This window comes from Arthrobacter sp. UC242_113 (genome assembly GCF_044054585.1).
GTDB lineage: Bacteria > Actinomycetota > Actinomycetes > Actinomycetales > Micrococcaceae > Arthrobacter.
Genome location: NZ_CP171968.1, coordinates 1,562,817 through 1,588,152 on the forward strand (window position 1 = coordinate 1,562,817; position 25,336 = coordinate 1,588,152).

Genomic DNA, 25,336 nt, shown 5'->3' on the forward strand with positions numbered 1-25,336 from the left:
TGCCCTGGCCCGACCCGCTAGGCTCACGTGGATGAAGCCTGAACATCTGCCGCTGCTCAACTCCGTCTCCGCCCCCGCCGTGCATCCCGACGGCACCAGGGCCGTTGTGTCCGTCGTCCGGCCGGACTTTGACTCCGACTCCTATGTCGGCCAGCTGTGGAGTGTGCCCCGGGACCCGGAAAAGCTTCCCCGCCGCGTGACCCGGGGCTTCCGGGACACCGCACCGGCTTTTTCGCCCGATGGCCGCGTGCTGGCTTTCCTCCGCGCCGCCCCCGGCGGCCCGCCCCAGCTCCACGTGGTGGAGGCCGCCGGCGGGGAGCCGCAGGCCGTGACCGACAGAAAGTTGGGTGTCAGCTCCTTCGCCTGGTCGCCGGATTCGAACCGCATCGTGTTCGGTTCAAGGGAACCGGAGGCGGGCCGTTATGGAACGCTCGACGGCGTGGGGTCCGGTGCCGAGGACGCCCGGTTCATCCAGGACTACAAGTACCGGATGAACGGTGAGGGCTACACCCGGGACAAACCGCAGCAGCTTTTCCTGCTCGACGTTCCGGAGCTGGGCGGTGAACCTTGGGTCAAGCCAGTGGGGCGCGCCGCCAAGCGGGGCGACAGTGCGCGCGGCAAGAGCGACGGCGAGGGTAAGAGTCGGGCGCAAACCGGTGAGGAATCCGGCGGCTTCCCGGAGGCCCGCAAACTCACGACCTCGGCAACCGACCACACCGGCGCAACCTTCAGCAGCGACGGCAGCGCCATTTACTTCGTGGCGGCCCTCCATGAGGATGCCGACCAGGACCTGGTATCCGGGATCTACCGCGTAGCGGCCGACGGCGGCACACCAGCTTTGGTGCCGGTCCCCAACGTGGGTGCCCAGACCGTTTCCGACGTCCGGGAGTCGGCCGACGGGCGCTGGCTGTTCTTCACTGGCCAGGACCTGGGCAGCACCCGCCAGGACTTCGTTGCCAAGAACACGGTCCTGTACGTCATGCCCACCGCCGGCGGCGACGCCACGGCCCTGAGCGACGCGGAGAACATGGATGTCGAAGCGCCCGGCGCCACCATCGGCCTCCGCGGCAAGGACAGTGCGCTGGTGCTCAACAATGCCCAGGGAACGGTGGAGTTGCTCGAATTCAGCGCCACGGGAGACCACTCCCTCCTCGTTCATGGTGACCGCGTGGTCGCCGGGGCCGGCGACGGTGCGGGCACGGTGTTCATCAGCTACAGCGACGCCGCCACGGCGGGTGATGTGGGGGTCCTCGAAGACGGCCAGCTCCGCCTGCTCAGCGATTTCTCGGCCGCCCTGCGGACAGAAGCAGGCATCATCGAACCGCAGGAACTGACGTTCCCCGCCCCTGACGGCTACCCGGTCCACGGCTGGCTGGTACTGCCGCCGGGCAAGGGTCCCCACCCCGTGCTGCTGAACATCCACGGCGGACCGTTCGCGCAGTACACCGCCGCGTTCTTCGATGAAGCACAGGTCTATGCCGCGGCCGGATACGCCGTTTTGATGTGCAACCCGCGCGGCTCGGCCGGTTACGGCCAGGCCCACGGCCGGAGCATCAAGGAGCGGATGGGCACCCTGGACATGCAGGACGTGCTCGCCTTCCTGGACGGAAGCCTCGAGAAGTTCTCTTCCCTCGACGCCGGCGCCCTGGGAATCATGGGCGGTTCCTACGGCGGCTACCTCACTGCGTGGACCATCAGCCAGGACCACCGGTTCCACGCAGCCATTGTGGAGCGGGGTTTCCTGGATCCCGTGAGCTTCACGGGCTCGTCAGACATCGGCTGGTTCTTTGGCGGTGAATATGTTGGCTTGGCGGCCGAGCAGGTGGCCGCACAAAGCCCCATGGCAACGGTTTCCGCGGTCCGGACCCCCACGCTGGTAATCCACAGCGAAGATGACCTGCGCTGCCCGGTGGAGCAGGGCCAGCGGTACTTCACGGCCCTCAAGCAGCAGGGCATCGACTCTGCGTTTCTCGTGTTCCCGGGCGAGGACCACGAGTTGTCGCGCTCGGGAACGCCGCATCACCGGAAGCAGCGGTTCGAACACATCCTGGCCTGGTGGGCGAAGTACCTTCCGTCGGACAGCAACCGCATCGGCTCCCCGGAAAGCGCGTCCGCCAAGTCCGCGTCCGCCAAATCCGCGCCTGCCTAAACCGCTTCTGCCTGATCCGCCTCGGCTTCCCGGCCGGCCTGCGCACCGGCAGGGAAGCCGAGCTCCCGGCTGGCGGAACCAATACCCGGTTCGGCCCAGCGCGCGGCGTACTCGCTGTTGGTGCTGAGCGACCGGAGCTCGGCCCGGTCGATGTAGAGCCTGCCGTGGAGGTGGTCGGTTTCGTGCTGCACGATCCGCGCCTGCCAGCCGCTGAAGTCCTTGGTGACCTGACCGCCGTCGGGCATTGCATAGTCCAGCCGCACGCTTTCGGGACGTTCCACCACAGCCTGCAGTCCGGACAGCGACAGGCAGCCCTCGAAGAAGGAGGCGGTCCCGTCGCCCAGGCGGGAGTATGACGGATTCAGCATGGCGAAGAACTCCAGCGGAGTCCTGCCCCGGGCCGCCGCGGTGGCCTCGTCGATTTCGAACTGGTCTTCGAGAACCGCCAGCTGCAGCGGAACGCCCAGCTGCGGCGCCGCAAGCCCGACCCCGGGTGCGGCGTGCATGACCTTCCTCATCAGGACGATCAGCTGGGTGAGTTCGTCAGGCTCCAGCTGGCCCTCGAAGGGAGCGGCGTGCTGCCGCAGGACCGGGTGCCCGGCCTGCACGATGGGTGGCAAGCCCTCTGCGGCCAGCAGTTCCTGCACTGTTTCCCTGATGCGGGCGGGGCTGTAGGTCGTGGGCGGCGAAGCGTGGGTCATGGGGACAGCCTAATGCTGTCAGGTCAGTGCTGTGCCGTCTTGTGATGTGCCGTCTTGTGATGTGGAGCCTTGTGCTGTGCAGCGCCGCGCTACTGCATGGTGAAGCGCCGGGCCACGAGGGCATTGAAGGCCGGTATGGCGGCGGCGCGGGCAATCACCGCATTCCGGGGCCGCAGCAGACTTACCGGAAGCGGCCGGCCAAGCGCCATGTTCACCTCGGCCTGGCGCTTGGCCGCGGCTGCCGCCCGGCGCCGTAATGCATCGAAACGCATCAGCGCCTCAGCAGAAGGTTCACCGCGCACGACGGCAAGGATCCCCGGCAGCAGCGCTTCGGCGTCCAGCCAACCTAGGTTCATTCCCTGCCCGCCGATGGGGCTGATCTCGTGTGCCGCATCACCGATCAGCGCGGTCCGGCCTGAAACCATGCGGGCGGCCAGCCGCGAACGGACGCTGAAGCTGCTGAGCATGGTGTTCGCGCCGGGGTCCAGGGCCACGCGGGTTCTGCGGGCAACGAGCGCCGCCAACTGCTCCGCGTTCGGGCTGGCCGGCGGGCTGCCCAACCGAACCACCCAGCGGCGGACGCCGCCGGGGGAGCGGGAAGGACTCCACGATGCCGTCGCTTTCCAGGAACAGCGCAGCATCGCAGCCATAGGGGCTGGATTCAGGATAGTCACCCATCAGGTAGTGGTCCGGATACTGTTTCTCCGGCGCCGCGACCCCCAGCAGGGACCGCATTGCCGAGTACGCGCCGTCGGCGCCCACCGCGAAGGCGGCGGAGTAGCTGGAGGCAGCCCCGGCAGTGGTGACGCTGAGCGTGACGCGGGCGCCGTCGTCGTGCATTCCCGTAACGCGGGCATCCCGGACCAGCGCGCTGCCGTCCAGCTCCCGGAGCCGCCGCTCCAGGACCTCCTCCGTCACGGGCTGCGGCACGGCGAGGACGAACGGGTACCGGTGGGAGACCGGGGCGAAGGGCATGTGCGCAATCCTCCGGCCGCCGCTCACGGCGAAGCCCCGGCGGATCGGAACGCCCCGGCCGATCAGCTCCTCGGTAACGCCGATGCGTTCCAGGGCGGCGAGCGCGGGCGGATGGATCCCGATGGCTCTGGTGTGGGCATTCCGTCCGGTCCGCCTTTCCAGGACCCGCACCGCCACGCCGTTCTGCAGCAGCAGTGAACCCAGGAAGAGCCCAACGGGCCCGCCGCCCACGATCAGCACATCGGTCATGCCTGGCGCTGCCGGTAGGTATCGTGCCGCCGGCAGGTGAGCAGGCAGTGGAAGGGGGCGTGCGGTTCCACCGTCCAGCCGGCGGGGACCACGGCGGCCAGCTCCGGAACGGTGTAGCTGCGCCTGATCGATGTCAGTCCGTCGCCGCGGATGTAGGAGCCGGTGAGCGGCAGGGCGCCGGCACTGAACAGGGCATAGGCGGCTGCACTCCGGCTGAGGTCGTTGTGCAGGGCGAGGCGGCGGGCGAGCCCGGCGGAATCGTCCAGGAATGACTGCAGTTGCGGCGCGGTCAGGTGGTGCAGCACGTGATTGGAAATGACGACGTCATAGGACCTGCCCTCGGCGAGCAGGTCGCCGCTGTCTGCCTGGCGGAATTCGACGCCGGGGACTGGCTTGCGGTTGGCGGCGAAGCGGAAGGCCCTTTCATCCGGATCGATCCCGGTCACCTGGAGCTGGATGCCGTCCCTGGCCGCCCAGCGGGCGAGCATCACAGCGAGGTCGCCGCCGCCGCAGCCGACGTCCAGCAGCGTTGCCGGGCCCGCGCCCGCCAGCTGCTCGCGGACTCTGGTGCGGTACAGCCGGCGCCAGCCGGAGACCACGCGGTTCACCAGTGCGAACTGCTCGTAGGTACGCTGCAGCCGGGCCGGATCGCAGTCCGGCCGGTCCATGTCCTCGACGGCGTCCGCGTCCCGTCGGCCGAGCACGCCCGGGCCGCTTCCTGGGATCCGCAAGGCCGTCAGGCCAGCGACGGCTCGGCCTCGCCGGCCACGGCGTCAAGCTCACCGGCCGGCTGCCTCACCTTGGTGAACAGGCCGGTTTCCACGGTCAAGCCGGGGCCGAACGCCATGGAACAGACGCGTTCGTCCCCCTCCCGCGGCGGAAGATCCAGAATGTGCTTGAGGACGAACAGCACCGTGGCGCTGCTCATGTTGCCGTAGTTCCGAAGTGTCTCGCGGGCCGGACGCAGCTGCTCGTCGGTGAGGTCCAGCCTGGACTGGACCTTGTCCAGAATGCTGCGGCCGCCAGGGTGGATGGCCCAGTGGGTGATGTCGCGGTAGGCGAGTTCCCGCAGGGAGGTGTCGCGCGCCAGCAGCGGCTCGAGCGCGCCCACGATGTGCTCGTCGATGATGTGCGGCACGTAGTTCCCGAGCACCATCTCGAAGCCCTCATCGCCGATGTTCCAGGCCATCGAGTCCTCACCCACGGGAGTCAGGACCGTCTCAAAGTGGTCCAGTTGGAGCAGCGGCGGGGACTCCAGGTCCGCGCGGGCCGTGACGACGGCGGCCGCCGCGCCGTCCGCGAACAGGGCAGACCCCATGATCGTGTCGGGATCGTTGGAGGTCCGGACGTGCAGGGAACACAGCTCGGCGCACACAACCAGCACAACCGCCGTCGGGTCCGCCTCGCAGAATGACTTGGCCGCACGGAGCGCCGGAAACGCGGCGTAGCAGCCCATGAAGCCAAGGTGGTAGCGCTGCACCGCAGGATTCAGGCCCAAGGCGCGGACAATCTTGTAGTCCGGCCCGGGGTTGAAAAATCCGGTGCAGGAGACCGTGATGAGGTGGGTGATGTCCCGCGGATCAATGCCGTCGCATTTGGATACGGCCGCGTCCGCCGCCTCGATGAAGAGCTTCGTGGCTTCCTCGGCGAACAGGTTGTTGCGTGCCTTGGTGCTGGGGCTGCGCAGCAGGCCGGTCCCGGGATCGAAAAACTGGGGATTTTCGGCGGTGGAGTCCAGGGTCAGTTCGCGGACCGCCGTGTACCGTGTGTCGATGGCGGCGGAATCAAAGCACGTGGACACGAGCCGTGAGCCAAGGCGTGTCAGGCCGGGCTGGGCTGCGAACACGTCACGGGCCTCGTGCTGAATGAGCAGAGTCGGCGGAACTGCAGTTTCGAGGGCTCTCACATAGACCGTCATTCGTTCATTCTTAACGAGACCGCAGGTTAAGACAATGGATTGGACTGGCCTCTGGCTGGCAGCCCGGGGCTGGACAACTCCGGACTGGACAACTCCGGCGGGACGTAGCACCATCGCGATTGTGACCAGCAAAACCGCCGCAGCACAGCGCCTGGACGATCTGGCGCTGCTGCGCCGCGTCCGTGACCGCATCGACAGGGAATACGCCCAGCCGCTGGACGTCGAAGCGCTGGCCCGCGGCGTGAACATGTCGGCCGGGCACCTCAGCCGGCAGTTCCGGGAGGCCTACGGCGAGCCCCCGTACAGCTACCTGATGACGCGGCGCATCGAGCGGGCGATGGCGCTGTTGCGCGGGGGCGACCTCAGCGTCACGGAAGTGTGCTTCGCCGTCGGCTGTTCCTCCCTGGGGACGTTCAGTAGCCGCTTCACCGAACTTGTCGGCATGCCGCCCAGTGCGTACCGGGCGCAGGCCGCGGGGGAGGCGGCAGGCATGCCGTCATGCGTGGTGAAACAAGTGAGCAGACCGGTCAGGAATCGAGAAGCGGTCCCGTCCGGCCGCACCTAGACTGGCGGCATGAACCTCACCATTCACTGGACATTCCTACCGCATAACGACGCCGACGCCTCCCTGGCGTTCTATCGCGACACCCTCGGGTTCGAGCTCCGCAACGATGTGGGATACGGCGGAATGCGCTGGCTCACCATCGGTCCTCCGCACCAGCCCGGCACGTCGATTGTCCTGGAACCGCCGGCCGCCGACCCGGGGATCACCGAGGACGAGCGGCGCACCATCACCGAAATGATGGCCAAGGGCACCTACGCCCGCCTCGTGCTCGGCACGCCGGACCTGGACGGCACGTTCGAGAGGGTGCAGGCCAGCGGCGCCGAGGTGGTCCAGGAGCCCACCCAACAGCCGTACGGTGTCCGCGACTGCGCCTTCCGCGATCCGGCCGGGAACCTGATCCGCATCAACGAGGTTGGCTAAACCCCGCTACTATCCGATTAACAGATGGAGACACGATGACGATAACGACGAAGACGGACACGCAGTCATCCGGACCGCACACCGCCGATGGCCATGACCTGATCCGCGTGCAGGGCGCGCGCGTGAACAACCTCAAGGACGTCAGCGTTGAAATCCCGAAGCGCCGCCTGACCGTGTTCACCGGTGTCTCCGGATCGGGCAAGAGCTCCCTGGTGTTCGGCACGATCGCCGCAGAATCGCAGCGGATGATCAATGAGACCTACAGCGCGTTCGTACAGGGCTTCATGCCGACGCTGTCGCGGCCCGAGGTCGATGTGCTGGAGGGTCTGACGACGGCCATCATCGTGGACCAGGAACGGATGGGGGCCAACCCGCGCTCCACCGTGGGCACCGCAACGGACGCCAACGCGATGCTGCGGATCCTTTTCAGCAGGCTGGGCCAGCCTCACATCGGATCGCCCAATGCCTACTCCTTCAACATCCCGACGGTGAAGGCAAGCGGCGCCATCACCGTGGAGCGCGGCAACAAGACCAAGGCGGAGAAGGCAACGTTCAACCGGCTCGGCGGCATGTGCCCCCGCTGCGAGGGCATGGGCAACGTCAGCGATTTCGACCTCACGGCGCTTTACGACGACAGCAAGTCGCTCAGCGGGGGCGCCCTGACCATTCCGGGCTACAGCATGGATGGCTGGTACGGCCGCATCTTCAGCGGAGCCGGCTTCAACATGGACAAGCCGATCAACAAGTTCACCAAGAAGGAGCTCCACGACCTGCTCTACAAGGAGCCGACGAAGATCAAGGTCGAGGGCATCAACCTGACCTACGAGGGCATTATCCCCAAGATCCAGAAGTCGATGCTGTCCAAGGACGTTGACTCGCTGCAGCCGCACGTCCGCGCGTTCGTGGAGCGGGCCATCACCTTCACAATATGTCCGGACTGCGGCGGCACCCGGCTCAGCCAGGAAGCCCTGTCCTCGAAGATCAAGGGCAAGAACATCGCCGACGTCTGCACCATGCAGATCACCGACCTCGCAGACTGGGTCCGGAGCCTAAAAGAGCCGTCCGTGGCCCCGCTGCTCGCCGGGCTGCAGCACCTTCTGGACTCGTTCGCGGAAATCGGACTGGGCTACCTTTCGCTGGACCGGCCGTCGGGGACCCTGTCCGGCGGAGAGTCGCAGCGCACCAAGATGATCCGCCACCTGGGCTCATCCCTCACGGACGTCACCTATGTCTTCGACGAGCCCACGATCGGCCTGCACCCGCACGACATCGAGCGGATGAACTCCCTGCTGCTCCAGCTGCGCGACAAGGGCAACACGGTGCTCGTCGTGGAGCACAAGCCAGAGAGCATCGCCATCGCCGACCACATCGTCGACCTCGGACCCGGCGCCGGCACCGGCGGCGGCACCGTCTGCTTCGAAGGCACCGTCGACGGGCTGCGGGGGAGTGACACCATCACCGGCCGCCATCTCGATGACCGGGCGCAGCTCAAGGATTCCGTCCGTTCCGCTTCCGGTGCGCTGGAGATCCGCGGCGCGTCAACCAACAACCTCAAGAATGTCGACGTCGACATCCCGCTCGGTGTGCTGTGCGTCCTGACCGGCGTCGCAGGTTCCGGAAAGAGCTCGCTGATCCACGGCTCGGTAGCCAAGCGCGAGGGTGTGGTGGTGATCGACCAGGCCGGCATCCGTGGCTCACGGCGCAGCAACCCTGCCACCTACACGGGGCTGCTCGAACCGATCCGCAAGGCGTTTGCCAAGGCCAACGGCGTGAAGCCCGCTCTGTTCAGCTCCAACTCCGAGGGTGCCTGCCCCACCTGCAACGGCGCCGGCGTCATCTACACGGACCTGGGTGTCATGGCCACGGTGGAGACCACCTGCGAGGAGTGCGACGGCAAACGGTTCCAGGCAGCAGTGCTGGAGTTCACGCTGGGCGGCAAGAACATCGCCGAGGTGCTGGCGATGTCGGTGGCCGAGGCCGAAGAGTTCTTTGACGAGGGCGATGCGCGCACGCCGGCCGCCCATAAGATCCTGGACCGGCTGGCCGACGTCGGGCTCGGTTACCTGACCCTCGGCCAGCCGCTCACGACGCTGTCCGGCGGTGAGCGGCAGCGGCTCAAGCTGGCCGCGCAGATGGCAGACAAGGGCGACGTCTACATCCTCGACGAACCGACCACGGGCCTGCACCTGGCCGACGTCGAAAACCTGCTGGGCCTGCTCGATAGGCTAGTTGACTCGGGCAAGTCGGTGATCGTCATCGAGCACCACCAGGCGGTCATGGCGCACGCCGACTGGATCATCGATCTCGGCCCCGGAGCCGGCCACGACGGCGGCAAGATCGTTTTCGAAGGATCGCCGGCTGACCTTGTTGCCAGCCGTTCAACGCTGACCGGGGAGCACCTCTCCGCCTACGTCGGGGCCAGCTGACTTGGTAAGCCGACTTATTGAAGGCTCAACCAAACGAGTGGTATACCTAGAGACATCGGGGGAGGGATTCGGCCTTGCCACCGAAACATTGGGGGACATGTGAATATGCAGCAGAAGGACGAGCCTCGTTATCAGCACCTGAAGAAGATTGCAGATCTACTGGATTGGGCAGGCGATCTCGCAGGCGCGGAGTTCACGGACGAGTCCCGTGAGGCCTACGCTCTGGCACGGAAGTTCCACGACCGCGCTGACGTGCTTGGAGCCTCTGACATCCACACTCCGAATTAGGCTGGGGGTCCGGGTCGCCTGGAGCGATATTATGTCAAGTAAAACGCGTGGACCTGACGTCGTTGCGAGGGCCGCGACATCTGGTGGCCCTAATCGTCTAGTGGCGAGATCCATCAGGACATCGGTTTTCGCCGCCACATCGCTGGAGTCCCATGGGCGCTGAGTCGGCGCGGCTGAGTGTTTCATGAGACGCCAAGCGGCGGCAGAAATGCACACACCTTTGCCGAAACGCTGCCACCTGGAAAGCATTCCAACCGGCCATCCACGGAAGCTGTCACGCCCACTTCTGGGACCGCACTTATAACGCCGATAATCAGCATTATGTAAAGTAGAACAGTGATTATTGCATCGGATGCTACCCGACTCGTTTTTGAGGACGTTAATGCCCCTTGGCGCCAAGGCATGTTCATAGCTACCCAGCGCGCACTCTCTGAACAACACCACTTCACCGGCTCTCTCGCTTTGGGCTGATACCTCGCCGGCGGAGGTAGATATCAAGGTCCTAGAAACCAATGGGTCCATAACGGTTTACAACATCTCGGATTCGGGGCGGGACCTAGGTCCGTTCGAGTCTCAGGCGCTGACCTCCGGGATGCTTGTCGAAGAGCTCAACGCCGACAGCAGGCGCTACCGGTGCACCGACATGGGTCTCAATCCGGACTTTAAGAAGCTAATCGTCCGGCTTGATGTACTGCCCAAGGACGCTAGTCCACCAACAGACGGCCTCGATTAGTTCGAAAACGAATAATCATGCTTACCAGTAGTACTCTGCGTGTCTCATCAGATGAATCAATTCGCCCACTCCCCCAGCAAGAGCCCACTCGAAGACCTGCGGCCCTGGTCCGCGCGCCCCAGATGCCCCTGCTGATGTGGTGGTGGGCAAAGCGTCCGTCGGTGAGCCGGGTCATGAGCCCAGAGCTTCCCGTGGTGAATCCGGCCACTGCGGTGATGCTGTTGATGCCGCTCCACCCCGCACCCACCGAGCCCCTGGATCCGGAGACGAAGCCAGTCGAAGTCAGTGTCCTCGTGCTGGTCAATGTAGTTCGGTCTTTAGCTCAGTGCATTCATAATGTTCCAACCTGCACCGACCCGGATCCTCGTCGGGAAAGTGCCGGCGCCATTGCCGCGGTAGGCCCACAGCACACCACTTGAGTCCCGGGCTACCAGGTCAGCACGCCCGTCACCGGTGAGGTCACCGGCGGCGCTAATCGCGTTCATAATGTTCCATCCTGCACCGACCCGGATCCTCGTCGGGAAAGTGCCGGCGCCATTGCCGCGGTAGGCCCACAGCACACCACTTGAGTCCCGGGCTACCAGGTCAGCACGCCCGTCACCGGTGAGGTCACCGGCGGCGCTAATCGCGTTCATAATGTTCCATCCTGCACCGACCCGGATCCTCGTCGGGAAAGTGCCGGCGCCATTGCCGCGGTAGGCCCACAGCACACCACTTGAGTCCCGGGCTACCAGGTCAGCACGCCCGTCACCGGTGAGGTCACCGGCGGCGCTAATCGCGTTCATAATGTTCCATCCTGCACCGACCCGGATCCTCGTCGGGAAAGTGCCGGCGCCATTGCCGCGGTAGGCCCACAGCACACCACTTGAGTCCCGGGCTACCAGGTCAGCACGCCCGTCACCGGTGAGGTCACCGGCGGCGCTAATCGCGTTCATAATGTTCCATCCTGCACCGACCCGGATCCTCGTCGGGAAAGTGCCGGCGCCATTGCCGCGGTAGGCCCACAGCACACCACTTGAGTCCCGGGCTACCAGGTCAGCACGCCCGTCACCGGTGAAGTCCCGCACAACGGTGGTAACTCCGCCGGTCCCGCCAGCGGCAGCCGTGGTGAACTGCCAGGTCTTGTCCGCCGCCATCGCGTTACCGGCAGCGTCCTTCACCCCGGCGGAACCGCTCTTGATGGTCGCCGTGTACGTCGTATTCGCCGCCAGGTCGGAAGTGGGGTTCAACGTCGCAACCCCGCCGCTGTACGTCACAGCTGCACCCACCGTCGTCGCACCCGACGTCAACGTGAACGTGGACGACGTGACCGTCGACGAAGTCATCGCCTCGGAGAACGTTCCCGTCACATTCGCGGCCGTCGCCACACCGGTCGCACCGGCAGCCGGAGACGTAGCCGTTACCGTCGGAGCCGTGATGTCAGCACCGCCACCGCCACCAGTGGAGTCGTAGTAGTGCCAGTACCGGCTTGTGGCGTTCACATCGGCGAGCACCAGGAGGCCGCTGTTGGCCGTGCCCGAAGCATTACTGTTGAGGTTCTGCTTCGTCGACGTTACGTTGTGGACATACTGGTCGTCGTCCACGATACGGGCAGTCTTCGTGGTGGTGAACCTGATGTTGTCCAGCGGCGTGGACTTCTCGTAAACCGCACCGCCTGAGCTGGTGCAGACACCGGCGTTCGTCGTGCCACTCGGCTTCGGATAGGTAGCGAAGGTACGCAGCTTCTGTGCAGCCTCATCAATCATCACGATCACCCGGTTCGGGCACTCCGACACGGTCGCGATCGTGTGCGCCGACCATGTTGATGTCGTGTTACTCAAGACCAGCAGCTGGATCAACGGCAGGGACGCCGACGTGTTCGAGGTCTTAGTTGCGGCGAAGACCCGGCCACCCGTGGAGTCCAGCCACTTCAGGTTCATGTGGTCATCACCAGTGCGCAGCCCCTTCACCGCCGCCACAGGAGAGGTCCAGGTGGTGTTCGAGGCCCCATCGACGTGGAAGCTCCAGTACATACCGTCGCTAGCATCACCGACCTGCCGGCTCCACATCACACCCATCTTGCCGTTGCCGGCTCCACCGAACGCGATCACAGCCGACGTGTCATCCACAGACACGTTGCTCAACGACGCAGGATGCGCGAACGGCGTCCCCCACGTTATGCCATCCGTGCCCGTGACGTTCAGAAAGATCCGGTCTCCCTGCTGCCAGGTGGCCCACACCCGACCAGTCGAGTCCTTGTCGATGGACATGGTCTCAACCTTGTTGTTGTGGATCCTTTGAGAGCTCAGCAGCGAGTACGTCTTCGTACTCGAGTTGTAGCTGTAACGCCGCATGGTCGACGGGAAGTTCGGCTCAAACGGCAGGCCGTCATTGACAAACCGATAGCTCGCCACAAACAACGTCGTCCCGTCCCACAACACGTCATGGTGAGTGTTCGCCCGCGTCTCCGTCGCCACACCCGTATTGACCCACGAATCGGTCGCGGGGTTGAACCTGAAGATATGGAAATCCGAACTGGCAGTGTCCCACAGGTTCCCCCACCAGATCCCGTCGTTGAACCACAACGCATTCGTCTGCCGCTTCGTACCCGTCGGCGTCCCCGTCCCCGAATGCGAGAAATCCTCCACCCCAACATCACCTGCAGCGGCAGACGCCGTCACCGGCACCACCAGAGCAGTGAGCGCAAGCAGCAGCGCTGTCAGCAGCGCATGGAGCCACAGGCTCCGCGACCCGCGGAGCCGGCCTTTGCCAGGCCCGCGTCTGTGAAAAGTTGTATTGCCCAGCAACGTTGCTTCCCGGAGTTCAACGTCGGCCTGTATAGGGATGCTCACTAGCCTCACCACTCATCGAAGTTGTCTGCCTATGCCAGTTCCGAGCAACCTTTTGGGCTGACTCGGAGACCTCGAAGCGCCTAGTACGAAGGTCCCGGCAACTTGCGTACACTCCCCCGCGGAACATGTTCGCTTGGGCAACTTGTAAAAAGCTTGGGTTGCGAACCGGCCCCAGTTTTAGCGGTTTGAAGTTGTTGGAAACAGGCAAGTCCTAATGCCACCTCATACACCGCCCCAGGTTTCCGTTAGAGACAATGGTTGGGGTATCAAGGCAATGCCAAAACCCGCCCGCGATGGACAGGCTCTGCTAGCCGGCAGCCCGTGGTGAACCGCAATCACGGGTCAACCGCTTCGAATCACGAATCAGCGCCAAAGCGGCGTTCGCGGACGCGGTCGAGCCACTCGGTGATCAGCGCCTTGGTGAGGCCGGGCTGTTCGTGCGGCAACGCATGGCCGGCGCGGTCGAGCACGGCGAATGTAGCCCGCGGATAGTGCTCGAGCAGATCCCATTGCGCGGCGTACCCCACCACGGAGTCCTGGCGTCCGGTAACTATGAGGACGGGGCCGGAGTACGTTGTGCCCCCTTCGGGACCGGCGCTGAACAGCCAGTGTTGGCCGATCCGCTCAAGTCCGGCTTCATCGACCAGACCAAGGGCGGGGAGGACGTAGTCCTTGTATCGCTCCATCGTGGCCTGCGTCTGCACGACAAAGTAGTCTCGGAAGACGCCCTCGTCGGCCGGGGCGAGCGTCCCGCGCGGATCGACCGACGCGTGCAGGATCTGGTGTGCAGGAAGATTCCGGGCGTTCTCGTCCAACGGACAGATCAGCGCGAGCCCCGCCACCTGTTCCGCGCGCCTCCCAGCGATGGCCCGGGCGTAGTACGCCCCGGCCGAATGGCCTATAAGCCGGAACTGCCCGTCACCGATCACGCCATCGATAAACGCGAGCAGGAGGTCAAGAACGTCGTCAGCACTGTCCAGCGTGCCCGCCGGCGTGTGCCCCATGCCGGGCAAGTCAGGGTAAAGTCGCCGACAATCAGCTAGCTCGCTGAGGATGGGTTCCATGGCACCGACCATCTCCCGGTGATCCACGCCGGCACCGTGTAACACCAGGATCGGCACCCCCTTGCCGTGCTCGACATAATGGACTGGTATTCCGAGTGCTTTGTACTCCACAGCGTCAGCCTAATCTGGGCACCTGGTCAGTGCGGGTGACTCAGCTAGAACACGTCGCTGGGGTCGACGGTGGACGTCGCGTACTCCGGCCGCCCGCGGGGCCGGTACGTCTGGATGGTGATGCCCCGGGACGTGGTCCGCGAGCTGACCAGCTCGAGTGCGAGGTCGGGGCCGGAATGGGGGAACAGCCGTCTGCCCTGGCCGACGACGACGGGATAGGTAACCAGGTCGAGCCGGTCAACCAGGTCGTTGGCCAGCAACCACCTGACGAGGGCACCGCTGCCCGGCACCAGCAGTTCGCCGTCGTGATTCACCTTCAGATCACCGATGGCCGTAACGAGGTCGCCCTGAAGCACGGTCGTGCCCGCCCACCGCGGATCGGCGAGGCTCGCCGACACCACATACTTGGGCCGGCTGTTCAGCGCGGCGGCAATCGGGTTCGTCTCCGGGTTGGGCATTGCTCCCCAATAGCCGGCGAAGATTTCGTACGTCCTGCGGCCAAAGAGGAATGCGTCCGCGCTGCCGTAAGCCTGGTTCAGATAGTCCCCTGTCTCGGCATCGATAAGTGGAATGGCCCAGCCGCCGCGGTCGAAGCCGCCGCTCCGGTCCTCGTCCGGTCCGCCCAACCCCTGCATGACGCCGTCAACCGAAACGTTGGTGGTGGTGGTCAGCCTCATGTCGCGTCACCTCGTCGAACCACGGCCGCGGACCCCCGCTGGATCTGCGCTACCTGCTTCAGACAAGCACACTTGCAGTAGCCAAGCGAGGGCGAGATGGTGCCAAACCGCGCGGGCCGGTGTCTAGGATGTGCATGTGAAGCAGCAGAACACCAGGGGGCAGCCCTCCTCCAGCACATCGGAACCGAGCCCCGGCGTCTTTTTTGTCGAGGGGCCCGCGTCAAACTGGATCGTAGTACGCGACGACAGTGGATTCATGATTATCGACAGCGGATATCCCGCCGACCGCCTCCTGGTGCTGGAGTCCATCCGCCATATGGGCCTGCGGCCCGCCGACGCCCGGGCCATGCTGATCACGCACGGCCATGTCGACCACACCGGCTCAGCGGCCTACTTCTCCGAAACCTACGGAACCCCCATCCTGTGTGCGGCGGAAGAGCTGGCTCATGTTCAAGGAAATGAAAAGCACCAGGTCACCTTCGGCCAGGTCATCGTCCGCGCCTGGCGGCCCCGCGTTTTCCGCTGGATGGCCCACGTCATCAAAGCGGGAGCCCTCAAGGCGAAGCCGGCAACCGGCGCCCAGGCCTGGAGCGCCGGCACGCTAAGTGGCCTTCCCGGCAAGCCTGAGGCTGTTCTGCTGCAAGGGCACACACCGGGCCATGCCGCGATCCTCCTTCCTGCCGCAGGAGCGATAGCGGTGGGTGACTCGTTCGTCAGCGGCCATCCGCTGAGCCGGCAAGGAGGACCGCAGATGCTGCACCCCACGTTCCACACCGACGCCGCACAGGCGCTGTCGGAAACACACCGCCTGGACGGAACCGACGCCGCTGTGGTGCTGCCGGGCCACGGCCCTGCCCTCCGGATGCCTTTGGCGGACGCTCTCGCAGCGTTGCGCGGCCCGGCGCCCGCCTCCAGGCTGTGAAGCCGTAAAGCCGCCTGGGCCACTCCGCACATCCCGGCTATGAAAACCTGCCACCGTCGCATAAAATGAATGTTGTTCATTTATTCAGTCTGGGCTGTTTGCAGGGTCAGGCCGACGCCGTTCTAATACGAGGAGCCACCGACAGTGACGCCGGGGACAGTTTCAGGAAGTACACATGATGCGCGCGACCTCGTAGGGACGAAGGTCAGGGTGGAACAGGCAGGAACGGTCATCCGCGTCGGCTACGTGGAAACTGTCACGCCTTCCGGGGAACTGTTTTGGATACGGGCCTCAGGGTGTGAGCCCCGCGAACTGTTCGGTTCAGCGCTGGGTCACACTGTTGTCCCTGCGTCGGAACCAGACCCGGCCGGATGACTCCCCGACTGCTCGTGGCCATACCGCCCGCCCGCTTCCGGGCCGCCTTGCGTCCTACGAGCCGGAGCCAGCAGGAGCGGAGCGGTGATTCACCTCAGCGGTCAGCCGGTCGATCCGGTCAACTGCGGCGTCAAGATTTTCGACGGTGGACCACAGGGCCGGCTGGTCTTCGCGGATCTGCTCGGGCGTTCGGCCTGCAGAGGTGAGCGCCGCGAGGTCGAAACGCACGTTGGTCCGCGCCCCGGTCACCGCTGCCCTCAGGGCCCCGAATGCCACGACGATATCGGCAACAAGCGCCGGATTCCCGTTGGACGCCAGCCACTCAAGGTCCTCAATGGCACCGATGGCGTGCTCGCCGAGTACGGCAGAGGCCTTGGCGGCGTCCACGGAAGCCCGGCGTATCGCATCCTCCCGCTCCGGCCCCGGATCCATCCGGAAGGCGGCGCCGAAAGCCTGGGACGCTGAAGCATCCTCATCGGCCAGCCGAAGGGCAGCTTCCCGGAGCGAGCGAACCCGCGCGTGAACAGCGGCAAGGTCCTGCCGCTGGTCCCCGTCAGGGTCCGTGTACCCGGCGACCATCGATGCCAGCGACGCGGCGATGGCAAGCATCACGCCCGCACCGGCGCCGCCGCCAGGGGAACCAACGGATTCCGCCAACGCCTGCGTCCAGTCCTCAACTGTCGAACGCTGTGTCGTAACCGCCATCGCATCATCATTCATGGCACCAGTCTGCCCTAAGCCGGAGCACGATCAGGGCTAGCCGCGTGAACGGAAAATCCGGGCGCATTGGGCCGGAACCCGAAAAGCGGCAACCCCGTTTGGATTCCGTCACATATTTCGGGGGAAATCCGGTCGATACCATGAGGTGACCGGACAGAGCCGTCCGGACGGATCGACGCAGAAGGAAACCATGGCCGCGGTTACGGTGGACGATATCCTTTCGGACTTCCCCCTGGGTTTCGCCACCCTCATCATGCGGCCGGCCCCCGAGCGCTCGGCAGTCGAAAGGTTCCTGATCGTCGATGCCGACGATGAAACGCCCGACGCCGGTGCAGCCTTTGTCCTGCTGATCGGCGCCCGTGGCCGCTCGGCTTTGCCGGCGCTGCGCCGGCTCCTGACGAACCCGCCGTCTGTTGTGGCGGTCAAGGGAAGCCGCGAAGAGCTAACTGACGCCGAGGAACTGCTGGGCGCCGCGGGCACCGGGCTGCTGCTGGTGGACCCGGCTGCCGATTGGGACCGGCTCCTGTCGATCGCCAAGGACCGGATCCAGCCGCGCAGTTACCAGAGTGAAGTGCTGACGCTGCTGGAAGAGGACCTGTTTGCCATCGCCCAGACCACCGCACGCCTGACCTCGAGCCATGTGGTTATTGAGGATGCCGCAAACAAGGTTCTGGCCTACTCCACGGTCTCGAACGACATCGACGAACTGCGGACGGCGTCCATCCTGGCCCGGCGCGGCCCGCGGAAATACGAACTGCTGCTCAAGGACCTCGGTGCCTACCGGGAACTGCACAGAACCCGGCTCCCTGTGCGTGTGCCGGCCAGGCCGCAGGACGGCCTGAGGGAACGTGTAGCCATCACCCTGTTCGCCGGTGACCGGATCATGGGCTACATCTGGCTACAGGAAACCGGGGACGGCTTCACCGCCGATGTTGACTATGTGCTCACAGGATCCGCGGCCCGGGCCTCCGCCGAGCTAATCCGTTATCGCAATCAGCAGTCCGTGCACATGCGCGAGGACCGCATTGCCCGGATTCTGTCCGGCGCCGCGGAGGCCGCTGCGAGTGCCCGGAGCGGGAAAATCCCGGTGGAGCGCCCCGCCGCACTGATCCTGATAGGAATGTCCCGCGCGGACACCCAGGCCGACGATGCCGCATTGAAGCACGGCGAGCTCGCCAGCCTGGCGTCCATCCACGCCGCCGCTTACAAGGCGTCCGCGGTCGTCGGGCAATTCAAGGGCGACACTGCGGTCATCGTTCCAGGTCTGCTGTCAGCTGCCGCGGAACCCGGGCTCCGGAGCCTGGCCGAATCGATCGTCCGGGACGCAAGCCGGCACCTGGGCATCAGCCCCTTCGCCGCCGTCGGCCCGGTGGCACCCGATCTGTTGGCTCTCCACTCGGTCACCCCCATCACCGAAGCCCTGCTGGACTGCATCGGCGCCTCCCCTGACACCTCCGTAGCCACAGTGACTGACTTCGAGCCTGAAATCCTATTCCAGGACGCCTTCCGGCGGTTCGTGTCCTCGTCTTTCCGCCACCGGAGCCTGTCCGCCCTTTTGCAGGACGACGCCGAACTCGCGGAAACCCTGCGCGTATATTTCGACTCCTCGCTCGACGTCGCTGAGTGCGCCAAACGCATGGCACTGCACAAGAACACCGTCTACTACCGGATCAGCAAGGCCGCCCGGGTCACCGGCCTGGATTTCGGCAAGCCCCGCGATGCGCTGGTGGCGCTGCTGCATGTCCAGGAGTGGGCCTGTACGCACAACGAACTTCAAGGCAGGAAATGACCACAACACTCGATGCTCCGCCTTTGGGACCGATGCTCGATGACATCGTCCGCACCCACAGGCCACAGAGGGAAGCCGGCTCTGTCCCGGCCAACATCCCGTCCCTGGCAGCGGTTCCCTTTAACCGGTTCGGAATAGCTGTGGCCACCGCAGCCGGGGACGTCTTTGCCTCGGGTGACGCGGATGTCCCCTTTTCCATCCAAAGCATCTCCAAGGTGTTCACGCTGGCCATGGCACTCCGCCGGGACAGCTCAGGAACACTGTGGTCCCGGGTGCTGCGCGAACCCTCCGGCACTGCCTTCAATTCCCTGGTCCAGCTGGAAGTGGAACACGGCATCCCGCGGAACCCGTTCATCAACGCCGGCGCCCTGGTGGTCACCGACCACCTGATGGAAGAGACCCCCGACGCCGCCGCCGCGCTCCTGGGCTTTCTCACCGGAGAGACCGGACAGGCAGGGCCTTTCATCGACGCGGCGGCCGCGTCCAGTGAGCTCTCCAACAGCAGCCGCAACCTGGCCCTGGCCCACTTCCTCAAGAATTTCGGCAACCTCCGGCAGTCCGCCGAGGCCGTGGTGGAAAACTACGTCCGCCAGTGCTCCATCATGATGACCTGTGTGGAACTGGCCAAGGCCGGCCTCTTCCTCGCCAATGACGGACGCGGAGCCTATGGAACTGTCGTGTCCCGAAGCGAGGCGAAACGCATCGGGTCGATTATGTTGACCTGCGGCATGTACGACGCCGCCGGCGAATTCGCCTACCGCGTGGGATTGCCCGGAAAGAGCGGCGTGGGCGGAGGCATCCTGGTCATCGTTCCCGGTCACTGTGCCATCTGCGTCTGGAGTCCCCGGCTCGACGCCAAAGGAAATTCCCTTGCTGGCACCGCTGCACTCGCCGATCTCTCCGACCGCACAGGTTGGTCGGTCTTCTAACGTACTGCCCAGCCGTCCCCCCGCGCCGGCTCAGACGATCACCCCTTCCTCCACCACATTCCCCCTAACCGGTCAGATCTATTCCGGATCGAAAGGAACAACATGCCTCAGGACAACCCCAACGACGAGGTTGCTGTGCATCAGGCTGTCCCGCACCATTCGCATGCCACGGAGAACCTTCTTCATGCCGAGGACAAGGGCTATCACAAGAGCCTGAAGCCGCGGCAGATCCAGATGATCGCCATCGGCGGCGCGATCGGCACCGGCCTGTTCCTCGGCGCCGGCGGCCGGCTCAACGCCGCCGGCCCGTCCCTGGTCATCGCCTACGCCGTCTGCGGCTTCTTCGCCTTCCTGATCCTGCGCGCCCTCGGCGAACTGGTCCTGCACCGGCCCTCGTCCGGCTCGTTCGTCTCCTACGCCCGCGAATTCTTCGGCGAAAAAGCAGCCTTCGTCTCCGGCTGGTTCTACTGGATCAACTGGGCCACCACCACCATCGTGGACATCACCGCCGCCGCCCTCTACATGAACTTCTTCGGCAACTACATCCCCTGGATGGCCGACGTACCCCAGTGGGTCTGGGCCCTGACAGCCCTCGTCGTCGTCCTCTGCCTGAACCTCGTCTCCGTCAAGGTCTTCGGCGAAATGGAATTCTGGTTCGCCATCATCAAGGTCGCCGCCCTCGTCGCCTTCCTCCTCATCGGCACCTACTTCGTCATTTTCGGCACCCCCGTCCCCGGCCAGGAAACCGGCTTCAGCCTCATCACCGACAACGGCGGGATCTTCCCCAACGGCATCCTGCCCATGATCATCCTCATGCAGGGCGTCCTGTTCGCCTACGCCTCCATCGAACTCGTCGGCACCGCCGCCGGCGAAACCGAAAACCCCGAAAAAATCATGCCCAAGGCCATCAACTCCGTGGTCTTCCGCATCGCCGTGTTCTACGTCGGCTCCGTCATCCTGCTGGCCCTGCTCCTGCCCTTCACCTCCTACCAAAAGGGCGTCAGCCCCTTCGTGACGTTCTTCGGCTCCATCGGCATCCAGGGCGTGGACGTCATCATGAACCTCGTGGTCCTCACCGCCGCCCTGTCCTCCCTCAACGCCGGCCTCTACTCCACCGGCCGGATCCTGCGCTCCATGTCCGTGGCCGGCTCCGCCCCCAAGTTCGCCCAGCGCATGAACAAAGCCGGCGTCCCCTACGGCGGCATCGCCATCACCGCCGGCGTCTCCCTGCTCGGCGTCCCGCTGAACTACCTCGTCCCCTCCCAGGCCTTCGAGATCGTCCTGAACATCGCCTCCGTGGGCATCATCGTCACCTGGGCCACCATCGTCCTGTGCCAGATCCAACTCAAACGCTGGGCAGACAAAGGCTGGCTCAAACGCCCCTCCTTCCGGATGTTCGGCGCCCCCTACACCGGCTACCTCTCCCTGCTGTTCCTCACCGGCGTACTGGTCATGGTCTTCATCGACTCACCCCTCACGCTCCTGGTCACCCTCATCGCCATCGCCCTCATGACCGCCGGCTGGTACGCCTGCCGCAAACGCATCCACGAGATCGCCGAAGCCCGCGAAGGCTTCACCGGCATGTCCCCCGTCATCGCCAACCCGACGCCCCTCAGATAGATATCCCCATCTTCACAAACAACCGCCCACCAATAACCAAAGAAAGCTCATGACACCAGAGTCTCAGTCCCCCTTGACAGCAACCGATGTCCCTTCCGATCTGGGGCAGTTCTATGACCAAAAGCTCCAGCAGACTGGCCGCGAGAGCAGCACCGCACCCTCCCGCGCGGCCCTGAAATCCGCCGGGCATGTGATTGTTGATTCGCTCGCAGCCCACGGCGTGAAACGCACCTACGTGGTTCCCGGTGAAAGCTTCCTTGACGTATTGGACGGCCTGCACAGCTCTGAGATGGAAACCATCGTGTGCCGGCACGAGGGCGGGGCGGCGTACATGGCCGAGGCCGACGGGAAAATGAACCAACTGCCGGGGGTGGCGATGGTTACCCGGGGACCTGGCGCAGCCAACGCGCACGTGGGACTGCACACGGCCTGGCAGGACTCGACGCCGATGCTCCTGTTCGTGGGCCTGATTCCGTTCGCGCACCGGGACCGTGAGGCGTTCCAGGAGTTCGACATCAAAGCCTGGTTCGATACCGGCGCCAAGCGCGTCATGGTCCTTGACCACCCGGAGCGGGCATCAGAGATCGTGGCCGAGGCTATGTTCGCCGCGATGAGTGGCCGCCCAGGACCCGTGGTGGTGGGCCTGCCGGAAGACATCATCCGGCAATTGGTCGATCCTACGCTGCACCCGGCGATCCCGGTGGCGGCCGGCGGCATGAGCAGCAGCGACGCCGTGGCCCTGAAGGCCGCGCTTGCCTCGTCCAACAAACCGCTTTTCGTAACGGGCGGCAACGACTGGACCCAGGCGGCAGCAGACCAACTGACCGCGTGGCTGGAGCGGCACCAGATTCCAGCTGCAGCGGAATGGCGCACCCAGGGAACCGTTTCCTTTGACTCCCCGTCCTACGTGGGCCCCATCGGGTACGGCCGCCCGCGCCCCACCTTCGACCTGCTCGAGGAGACCGACCTTCTGGTATTCGTGGGCACTGTCCCCGGAGACGTGATTACAGACGGATTCGTCTGCCGGCAGGACTGGAGCAAGACGAACTTTCTGGTCACCATCGACCCCTCACTGCGCGGCCGTTCGGGTCCTGTCTCGCGGCAGATCCTGGCGAAGCCGGAGGCCTTTGTCCGTGAGCTGGCCGGCATCGACCTGGAAGTCAAGGAGGAGTGGAAGGCGTGGACAGGGCGGATGAGGGCCGAACAGGAGTCATTTGCCGCGCTCCCCGCTTCCACTCCCGCGGCGGGACCGGCAAGGATGGACACCTTGATGGCGAACCTGGTGCCCAGACTGCCGGAGGACGCGCTGGTGACGTTCGGGGCGGGCGAGCACACGAACTGGGCCCACCGGTACTTTCCCACCCGCCGCTACGCTTCTATGGTCAGCGCCAGGAACGGCTCCATGGGTTACTCCATCCCCTCGGCCGTCGCAGCATCGCTGGCCGAACCGCGGCGGCGAGTGGTCACCATCGCGGGTGACGGGGAGTTCCTCATGAACGGCCAGGAACTGGCCACCGCCGCCCAGTACGGTGCCACGCCGCTGGTTATTGTCATGGACAACCAGGAGTACGGCACCATCCGCACCCACCAGGAGCGGCACTATCCCCACCGCGTGTCCGGCACCCAGCTGAAGAATCCGGACTTCGGCATGATGGCCGCGGCCTTTGGCGGTTTCGGCATTACTGTCACCGAGGACAAGGATGTTCCAGCCGCCTTGGACGCGGCCCTGGCAGCCATCGATGATGACCGCGTCTTCGCCCTCATCCATCTGGTGGTGGAACAGGGCGTCAAGGCTTACCGCTCCCCCGCCTGACAGAAAAAGGACGACGGCGGGACCTCCCGCCGTCGTCCCCGGAGACCTTCTCCATCCGGTGCTACCGGTAAAACGCACCCTCCAATCGACGGTCATCTGTTCGCCCATGATTTGCCTAAAATCGACTATGAGCATTTCCGACTCCCTCCTGCAGTTTGCCCTCGTGGCCGCCCTCCTCACGGTGATCCCGGGAATGGACACAGTGCTCGTGCTGCGTACGGCGATCAGCGGCGGCCGCGGGTCCGCCTTCGCCACCGCGGCGGGAATCTGCACAGGTACCGTCTTCTGGGGCGTAGCCGCTGCCGTCGGTGCTTCGGCCTTGCTGGCCGCCTCGGAAACAGCCTTTACCGTCCTGAAGGTCGCGGGCGCCTGCTACATGGCCTGGCTGGCTGTGACCATGATTATCCGAAGCTTCCGGCCGGGGACGACGGCGGAGGCCGGCCCCGCAGGCCCGGCCAGCTCCCGCGCTGCATGGCTTTCGGGCACCACAACCAGCCTGCTGAATCCCAAGGTCGGGGTTTTCTACATGGCCAGGATCCCGCAGTTCCTTCCGCCGGAGGCGCCGCCGCTGCTGATGGGTGTGCTGTTGCCGCTGGTCCACAACGTCGAGGGGATGGCGTGGTTCGCTGTCATCATTCTGGCAACCCACCATGCGCGCCGCTGGCTCCAGTCGCCCTCCGTGGCCAAGACCACGGACCGCGTCGCCGGCGTCGTCCTCCTGGGTTTCGCGGCAAAGATCGCCACCAGCAAAGCCTGACGCCCTATCCGGCGGGCGCCCCGCCGTCGAACGCGTGGCTCACCAGTCCCACGGTGTTTCCCTCACTGTCCCTGATGAAAGCCATCCATTCGTCCGCACCCGCAGGGCCCAGCCGTACATCATCGTGATGGAAGATCACGTGCGGTGCGCCAACCACCTCCACTCCCCCGGCCTCAAGCTCAGCCACGCGCCGCCTCACGTCCGGGACGCCAAGGTAGATCACCGCCGACGGTGCTCCCCGCTCCAGGAGCAGCCGGACGCCGTCGAGATCGAAGAACAGCAGCCCCGGCGGGTCGAAGACAGCCGCAGGCGGGCTGCCCAGCAGCCTCGAATAGAACTCTGCCGCCCGGTCAAGATCGTCGGCGTGCTGCGCGATCTGGATGAGCTTCACCAGGCCTCCTTCAGGCGTGCGTTTGGTTCCTGCCTGACATCGTCACGGGATATGCCCCCAGGGGCAAGACCCGCCAAAAACGGATAGGCTCGGAAACATGCCTTCCACAACAGACCGTCCCGGAACACGGGCGGTTCCGGCCCTGACGGCCGCCGCAGCTGCGGCAGACTTCATCCTCATCCTGACGTTCGCTGCCATCGGCCGGGACGCACATGCACGGGGTGAAACAATCATTGGAGTCCTGTCGACAGCCTGGCCTTTCCTGGGCGGCGCAGCCGTGACCTGGCTGCTGCTGCGGCTCTGGCGGCGGCCGCTCGCGCTGTGGCCGGCCGGGGTGGCGGTATGGCTGGGCACCGTTGCCATCGGGATGGCGCTGCGGGCGCTCACCGGACAGACGGTGGTCCTCCCATTTGTGGTCGTGGCGCTGCTCAGCCTGGCGGTATTCCTCCTCGGCTACCGCCTCATCATTGCCGTAGTTATCCGCCTGCGCGCACGCCGCCGCGCCTGACTCCTGCGGGGCGGCGCCACCACGGGAGCAACCAACCGTTGCCTGCCCGTGTACTGGACCGCCCATGTAATAGGCTGGCAGCACAGCTCAACAGATCCGGAAGGGTTCACAGTGATCACCGCATTCGTCCTGATCAAGACAGACGCCTCGCGTATCCCCGAAACGGCCGAGGAGATATCCTCCATTGACGGCATCAGCGAGGTCTACTCCGTGACCGGGGAATGGGACCTGATCGCCGTCGCGCGCGTGTCCCAGCATGAGGATCTGGCGGACGTCATTGCCGACAAGCTGTCCAAGGTGCCCGCTGTCGTGCACACCACCACCCATATCGCCTTCCGGGCCTACTCACAGCACGACCTCGATGCCGCCTTCGCGCTGGGGTTCGAGGAATAGCAGCACGCGAGG

At 65.1% G+C, this 25,336-nt stretch carries 23 protein-coding genes; 13 read left to right on the forward strand and 10 right to left on the reverse strand.

The window, feature by feature from the left end; genetic code table 11:
* Nucleotides 1-31: 31 nt before the first annotated feature.
* Complete coding sequence (locus ACHMXB_RS06930) at nucleotides 32-2,149, forward strand: S9 family peptidase (protein ID WP_395403943.1); 2,118 nt, start codon at nucleotides 32-34, stop codon at nucleotides 2,147-2,149.
* Here ACHMXB_RS06930 and ACHMXB_RS06935 read toward each other — a convergent pair.
* The 5 genes from ACHMXB_RS06935 to ACHMXB_RS06955 form a co-directional block, all read right to left on the reverse strand.
* Nucleotides 2,146-2,850, reverse strand: a complete 705-nt coding sequence (locus ACHMXB_RS06935) for a peptide deformylase (protein ID WP_395403945.1) — start codon at nucleotides 2,848-2,850, stop codon at nucleotides 2,146-2,148. The two genes, ACHMXB_RS06930 and ACHMXB_RS06935, sit on opposite strands and share 4 nt — an antisense overlap.
* Nucleotides 2,851-2,939: 89 nt before the next feature.
* The gene (locus ACHMXB_RS06940; protein ID WP_395403947.1) at nucleotides 2,940-3,344 is read right to left on the reverse strand and encodes an FAD-dependent oxidoreductase; all 405 of its coding nucleotides are present in this window, start codon (nucleotides 3,342-3,344) and stop codon (nucleotides 2,940-2,942) included.
* Nucleotides 3,244-4,074, reverse strand: coding sequence for an FAD-dependent oxidoreductase (locus ACHMXB_RS06945; protein ID WP_395403949.1), 831 nt, complete (start codon nucleotides 4,072-4,074; stop codon nucleotides 3,244-3,246). Before ACHMXB_RS06945 ends, ACHMXB_RS06940 begins: the two co-directional genes overlap by 101 nt.
* A complete protein-coding gene (locus tag ACHMXB_RS06950; RefSeq protein ID WP_395405165.1) occupies nucleotides 4,071-4,742 on the reverse strand; it encodes a class I SAM-dependent methyltransferase in 672 nt (223 codons plus the stop codon). The genes ACHMXB_RS06945 and ACHMXB_RS06950 overlap by 4 nt, the downstream gene beginning before the upstream one ends.
* Before the next feature lie 68 nt (nucleotides 4,743-4,810).
* Nucleotides 4,811-5,992: a type III polyketide synthase gene (locus ACHMXB_RS06955; RefSeq protein ID WP_395403951.1), complete on the reverse strand. Its 1,182-nt coding sequence runs from the start codon at nucleotides 5,990-5,992 to the stop codon at nucleotides 4,811-4,813.
* A gap of 121 nt (nucleotides 5,993-6,113) precedes the next feature.
* On the opposite strand from ACHMXB_RS06955, the gene ACHMXB_RS06960 reads away from it, so the two are divergent.
* The 4 genes from ACHMXB_RS06960 (at nucleotide 6,114) to ACHMXB_RS06975 (ending at nucleotide 9,691) form a co-directional block, all read left to right on the forward strand.
* The gene (locus tag ACHMXB_RS06960; protein ID WP_395405167.1) at nucleotides 6,114-6,557 is read left to right on the forward strand and encodes a helix-turn-helix transcriptional regulator; all 444 of its coding nucleotides are present in this window, start codon (nucleotides 6,114-6,116) and stop codon (nucleotides 6,555-6,557) included.
* Between the two features lie 9 nt (nucleotides 6,558-6,566).
* Nucleotides 6,567-6,977 carry a VOC family protein gene (locus ACHMXB_RS06965; RefSeq protein ID WP_395403953.1) on the forward strand — a complete coding sequence of 137 codons (411 nt, stop codon included), beginning with the start codon at nucleotides 6,567-6,569 and terminating at the stop codon, nucleotides 6,975-6,977.
* 35 nt (nucleotides 6,978-7,012) lie between these two features.
* Nucleotides 7,013-9,403: an ATP-binding cassette domain-containing protein gene (locus tag ACHMXB_RS06970; protein WP_395403955.1), complete on the forward strand. Its 2,391-nt coding sequence runs from the start codon at nucleotides 7,013-7,015 to the stop codon at nucleotides 9,401-9,403.
* A gap of 99 nt (nucleotides 9,404-9,502) precedes the next feature.
* Nucleotides 9,503-9,691 carry a hypothetical protein gene (locus tag ACHMXB_RS06975; RefSeq protein ID WP_395403957.1) on the forward strand — a complete coding sequence of 63 codons (189 nt, stop codon included), beginning with the start codon at nucleotides 9,503-9,505 and terminating at the stop codon, nucleotides 9,689-9,691.
* Between the two features lie 1,050 nt (nucleotides 9,692-10,741).
* Here the strand turns inward: ACHMXB_RS06975 and ACHMXB_RS06980 are convergent.
* The 3 genes from ACHMXB_RS06980 to ACHMXB_RS06990 form a co-directional block, all read right to left on the reverse strand.
* A complete protein-coding gene (locus ACHMXB_RS06980; protein ID WP_395403959.1) occupies nucleotides 10,742-13,255 on the reverse strand; it encodes an FG-GAP-like repeat-containing protein in 2,514 nt (837 codons plus the stop codon).
* A 356-nt stretch (nucleotides 13,256-13,611) separates the two neighbouring features.
* A complete protein-coding gene (locus ACHMXB_RS06985) occupies nucleotides 13,612-14,430 on the reverse strand; it encodes an alpha/beta fold hydrolase (protein ID WP_395403961.1) in 819 nt (272 codons plus the stop codon).
* 44 nt (nucleotides 14,431-14,474) lie between these two features.
* Nucleotides 14,475-15,107 carry a dihydrofolate reductase family protein gene (locus ACHMXB_RS06990; protein WP_395403963.1) on the reverse strand — a complete coding sequence of 211 codons (633 nt, stop codon included), beginning with the start codon at nucleotides 15,105-15,107 and terminating at the stop codon, nucleotides 14,475-14,477.
* A 136-nt stretch (nucleotides 15,108-15,243) separates the two neighbouring features.
* Between ACHMXB_RS06990 and ACHMXB_RS06995 the strand changes: the two genes are divergently transcribed.
* Nucleotides 15,244-16,029 carry an MBL fold metallo-hydrolase gene (locus tag ACHMXB_RS06995; protein ID WP_395403965.1) on the forward strand — a complete coding sequence of 262 codons (786 nt, stop codon included), beginning with the start codon at nucleotides 15,244-15,246 and terminating at the stop codon, nucleotides 16,027-16,029.
* 429 nt (nucleotides 16,030-16,458) lie between these two features.
* On the opposite strand, the gene ACHMXB_RS07000 is transcribed toward ACHMXB_RS06995, so the two are convergent.
* Nucleotides 16,459-17,124, reverse strand: a complete 666-nt coding sequence (locus ACHMXB_RS07000; protein WP_395403967.1) for a cyclodeaminase/cyclohydrolase family protein — start codon at nucleotides 17,122-17,124, stop codon at nucleotides 16,459-16,461.
* A 190-nt stretch (nucleotides 17,125-17,314) separates the two neighbouring features.
* Here ACHMXB_RS07000 and ACHMXB_RS07005 point away from each other — a divergent pair, with 190 nt between their 5' ends.
* The 5 genes from ACHMXB_RS07005 (at nucleotide 17,315) to ACHMXB_RS07025 (ending at nucleotide 24,032) form a co-directional block, all read left to right on the forward strand.
* On the forward strand, nucleotides 17,315-18,913 hold the full coding sequence (locus tag ACHMXB_RS07005; protein WP_395405169.1) for a PucR family transcriptional regulator: 1,599 nt from the start codon (nucleotides 17,315-17,317) through the stop codon (nucleotides 18,911-18,913).
* Nucleotides 18,910-19,842 carry a glutaminase gene (locus ACHMXB_RS07010; protein WP_395403969.1) on the forward strand — a complete coding sequence of 311 codons (933 nt, stop codon included), beginning with the start codon at nucleotides 18,910-18,912 and terminating at the stop codon, nucleotides 19,840-19,842. The genes ACHMXB_RS07005 and ACHMXB_RS07010 overlap by 4 nt, the downstream gene beginning before the upstream one ends.
* A gap of 102 nt (nucleotides 19,843-19,944) precedes the next feature.
* Nucleotides 19,945-21,462 carry an amino acid permease gene (locus ACHMXB_RS07015; protein WP_395403971.1) on the forward strand — a complete coding sequence of 506 codons (1,518 nt, stop codon included), beginning with the start codon at nucleotides 19,945-19,947 and terminating at the stop codon, nucleotides 21,460-21,462.
* Between the two features lie 49 nt (nucleotides 21,463-21,511).
* Complete coding sequence (locus ACHMXB_RS07020; RefSeq protein ID WP_395403973.1) at nucleotides 21,512-23,275, forward strand: thiamine pyrophosphate-dependent enzyme; 1,764 nt, start codon at nucleotides 21,512-21,514, stop codon at nucleotides 23,273-23,275.
* A 127-nt stretch (nucleotides 23,276-23,402) separates the two neighbouring features.
* The gene (locus ACHMXB_RS07025; protein ID WP_395403975.1) at nucleotides 23,403-24,032 is read left to right on the forward strand and encodes a LysE family translocator; all 630 of its coding nucleotides are present in this window, start codon (nucleotides 23,403-23,405) and stop codon (nucleotides 24,030-24,032) included.
* Nucleotides 24,033-24,036: 4 nt separating this feature from the next.
* On the opposite strand, the gene ACHMXB_RS07030 is transcribed toward ACHMXB_RS07025, so the two are convergent.
* Complete coding sequence (locus ACHMXB_RS07030; RefSeq protein ID WP_395403977.1) at nucleotides 24,037-24,423, reverse strand: VOC family protein; 387 nt, start codon at nucleotides 24,421-24,423, stop codon at nucleotides 24,037-24,039.
* Nucleotides 24,424-24,520: 97 nt separating this feature from the next.
* Between ACHMXB_RS07030 and ACHMXB_RS07035 the strand changes: the two genes are divergently transcribed.
* Both ACHMXB_RS07035 and ACHMXB_RS07040 read left to right on the forward strand, forming a co-directional pair.
* Nucleotides 24,521-24,931: a DUF3054 domain-containing protein gene (locus ACHMXB_RS07035; RefSeq protein ID WP_395403979.1), complete on the forward strand. Its 411-nt coding sequence runs from the start codon at nucleotides 24,521-24,523 to the stop codon at nucleotides 24,929-24,931.
* Between the two features lie 111 nt (nucleotides 24,932-25,042).
* Entirely contained in the window at nucleotides 25,043-25,324 is a 282-nt protein-coding gene (locus tag ACHMXB_RS07040) for an Lrp/AsnC family transcriptional regulator (protein WP_111903442.1), read from the forward strand.
* Nucleotides 25,325-25,336 lie beyond the last annotated feature (12 nt).

Bases quoted from the DNA above. Each gene is read 5' to 3' on its own strand.
- ACHMXB_RS07020 (WP_395403973.1), top strand. From the start codon at position 21,512: ATGACACCAGAGTCTCAGTCCCCCTTGACAGCAACCGATGTCCCTTCC.
- ACHMXB_RS06955 (WP_395403951.1), bottom strand. From the start codon at position 5,992: ATGACGGTCTATGTGAGAGCCCTCGAAACTGCAGTTCCGCCGACTCTG.
- ACHMXB_RS06945 (WP_395403949.1), bottom strand. From the start codon at position 4,074: ATGACCGATGTGCTGATCGTGGGCGGCGGGCCCGTTGGGCTCTTCCTG.
- ACHMXB_RS07025 (WP_395403975.1), top strand. From the start codon at position 23,403: ATGAGCATTTCCGACTCCCTCCTGCAGTTTGCCCTCGTGGCCGCCCTC.
- ACHMXB_RS07015 (WP_395403971.1), top strand. From the start codon at position 19,945: ATGCCTCAGGACAACCCCAACGACGAGGTTGCTGTGCATCAGGCTGTC.
- ACHMXB_RS06935 (WP_395403945.1), bottom strand. From the start codon at position 2,850: ATGACCCACGCTTCGCCGCCCACGACCTACAGCCCCGCCCGCATCAGG.
- ACHMXB_RS07010 (WP_395403969.1), top strand. From the start codon at position 18,910: ATGACCACAACACTCGATGCTCCGCCTTTGGGACCGATGCTCGATGAC.
- ACHMXB_RS07035 (WP_395403979.1), top strand. From the start codon at position 24,521: ATGCCTTCCACAACAGACCGTCCCGGAACACGGGCGGTTCCGGCCCTG.
- ACHMXB_RS06950 (WP_395405165.1), bottom strand. From the start codon at position 4,742: ATGGACCGGCCGGACTGCGATCCGGCCCGGCTGCAGCGTACCTACGAG.
- ACHMXB_RS07000 (WP_395403967.1), bottom strand. From the start codon at position 17,124: ATGAATGATGATGCGATGGCGGTTACGACACAGCGTTCGACAGTTGAG.
- ACHMXB_RS07005 (WP_395405169.1), top strand. From the start codon at position 17,315: ATGGCCGCGGTTACGGTGGACGATATCCTTTCGGACTTCCCCCTGGGT.
- ACHMXB_RS06930 (WP_395403943.1), top strand. From the start codon at position 32: ATGAAGCCTGAACATCTGCCGCTGCTCAACTCCGTCTCCGCCCCCGCC.
- ACHMXB_RS06990 (WP_395403963.1), bottom strand. From the start codon at position 15,107: ATGAGGCTGACCACCACCACCAACGTTTCGGTTGACGGCGTCATGCAG.
- ACHMXB_RS06965 (WP_395403953.1), top strand. From the start codon at position 6,567: ATGAACCTCACCATTCACTGGACATTCCTACCGCATAACGACGCCGAC.
- ACHMXB_RS06970 (WP_395403955.1), top strand. From the start codon at position 7,013: ATGACGATAACGACGAAGACGGACACGCAGTCATCCGGACCGCACACC.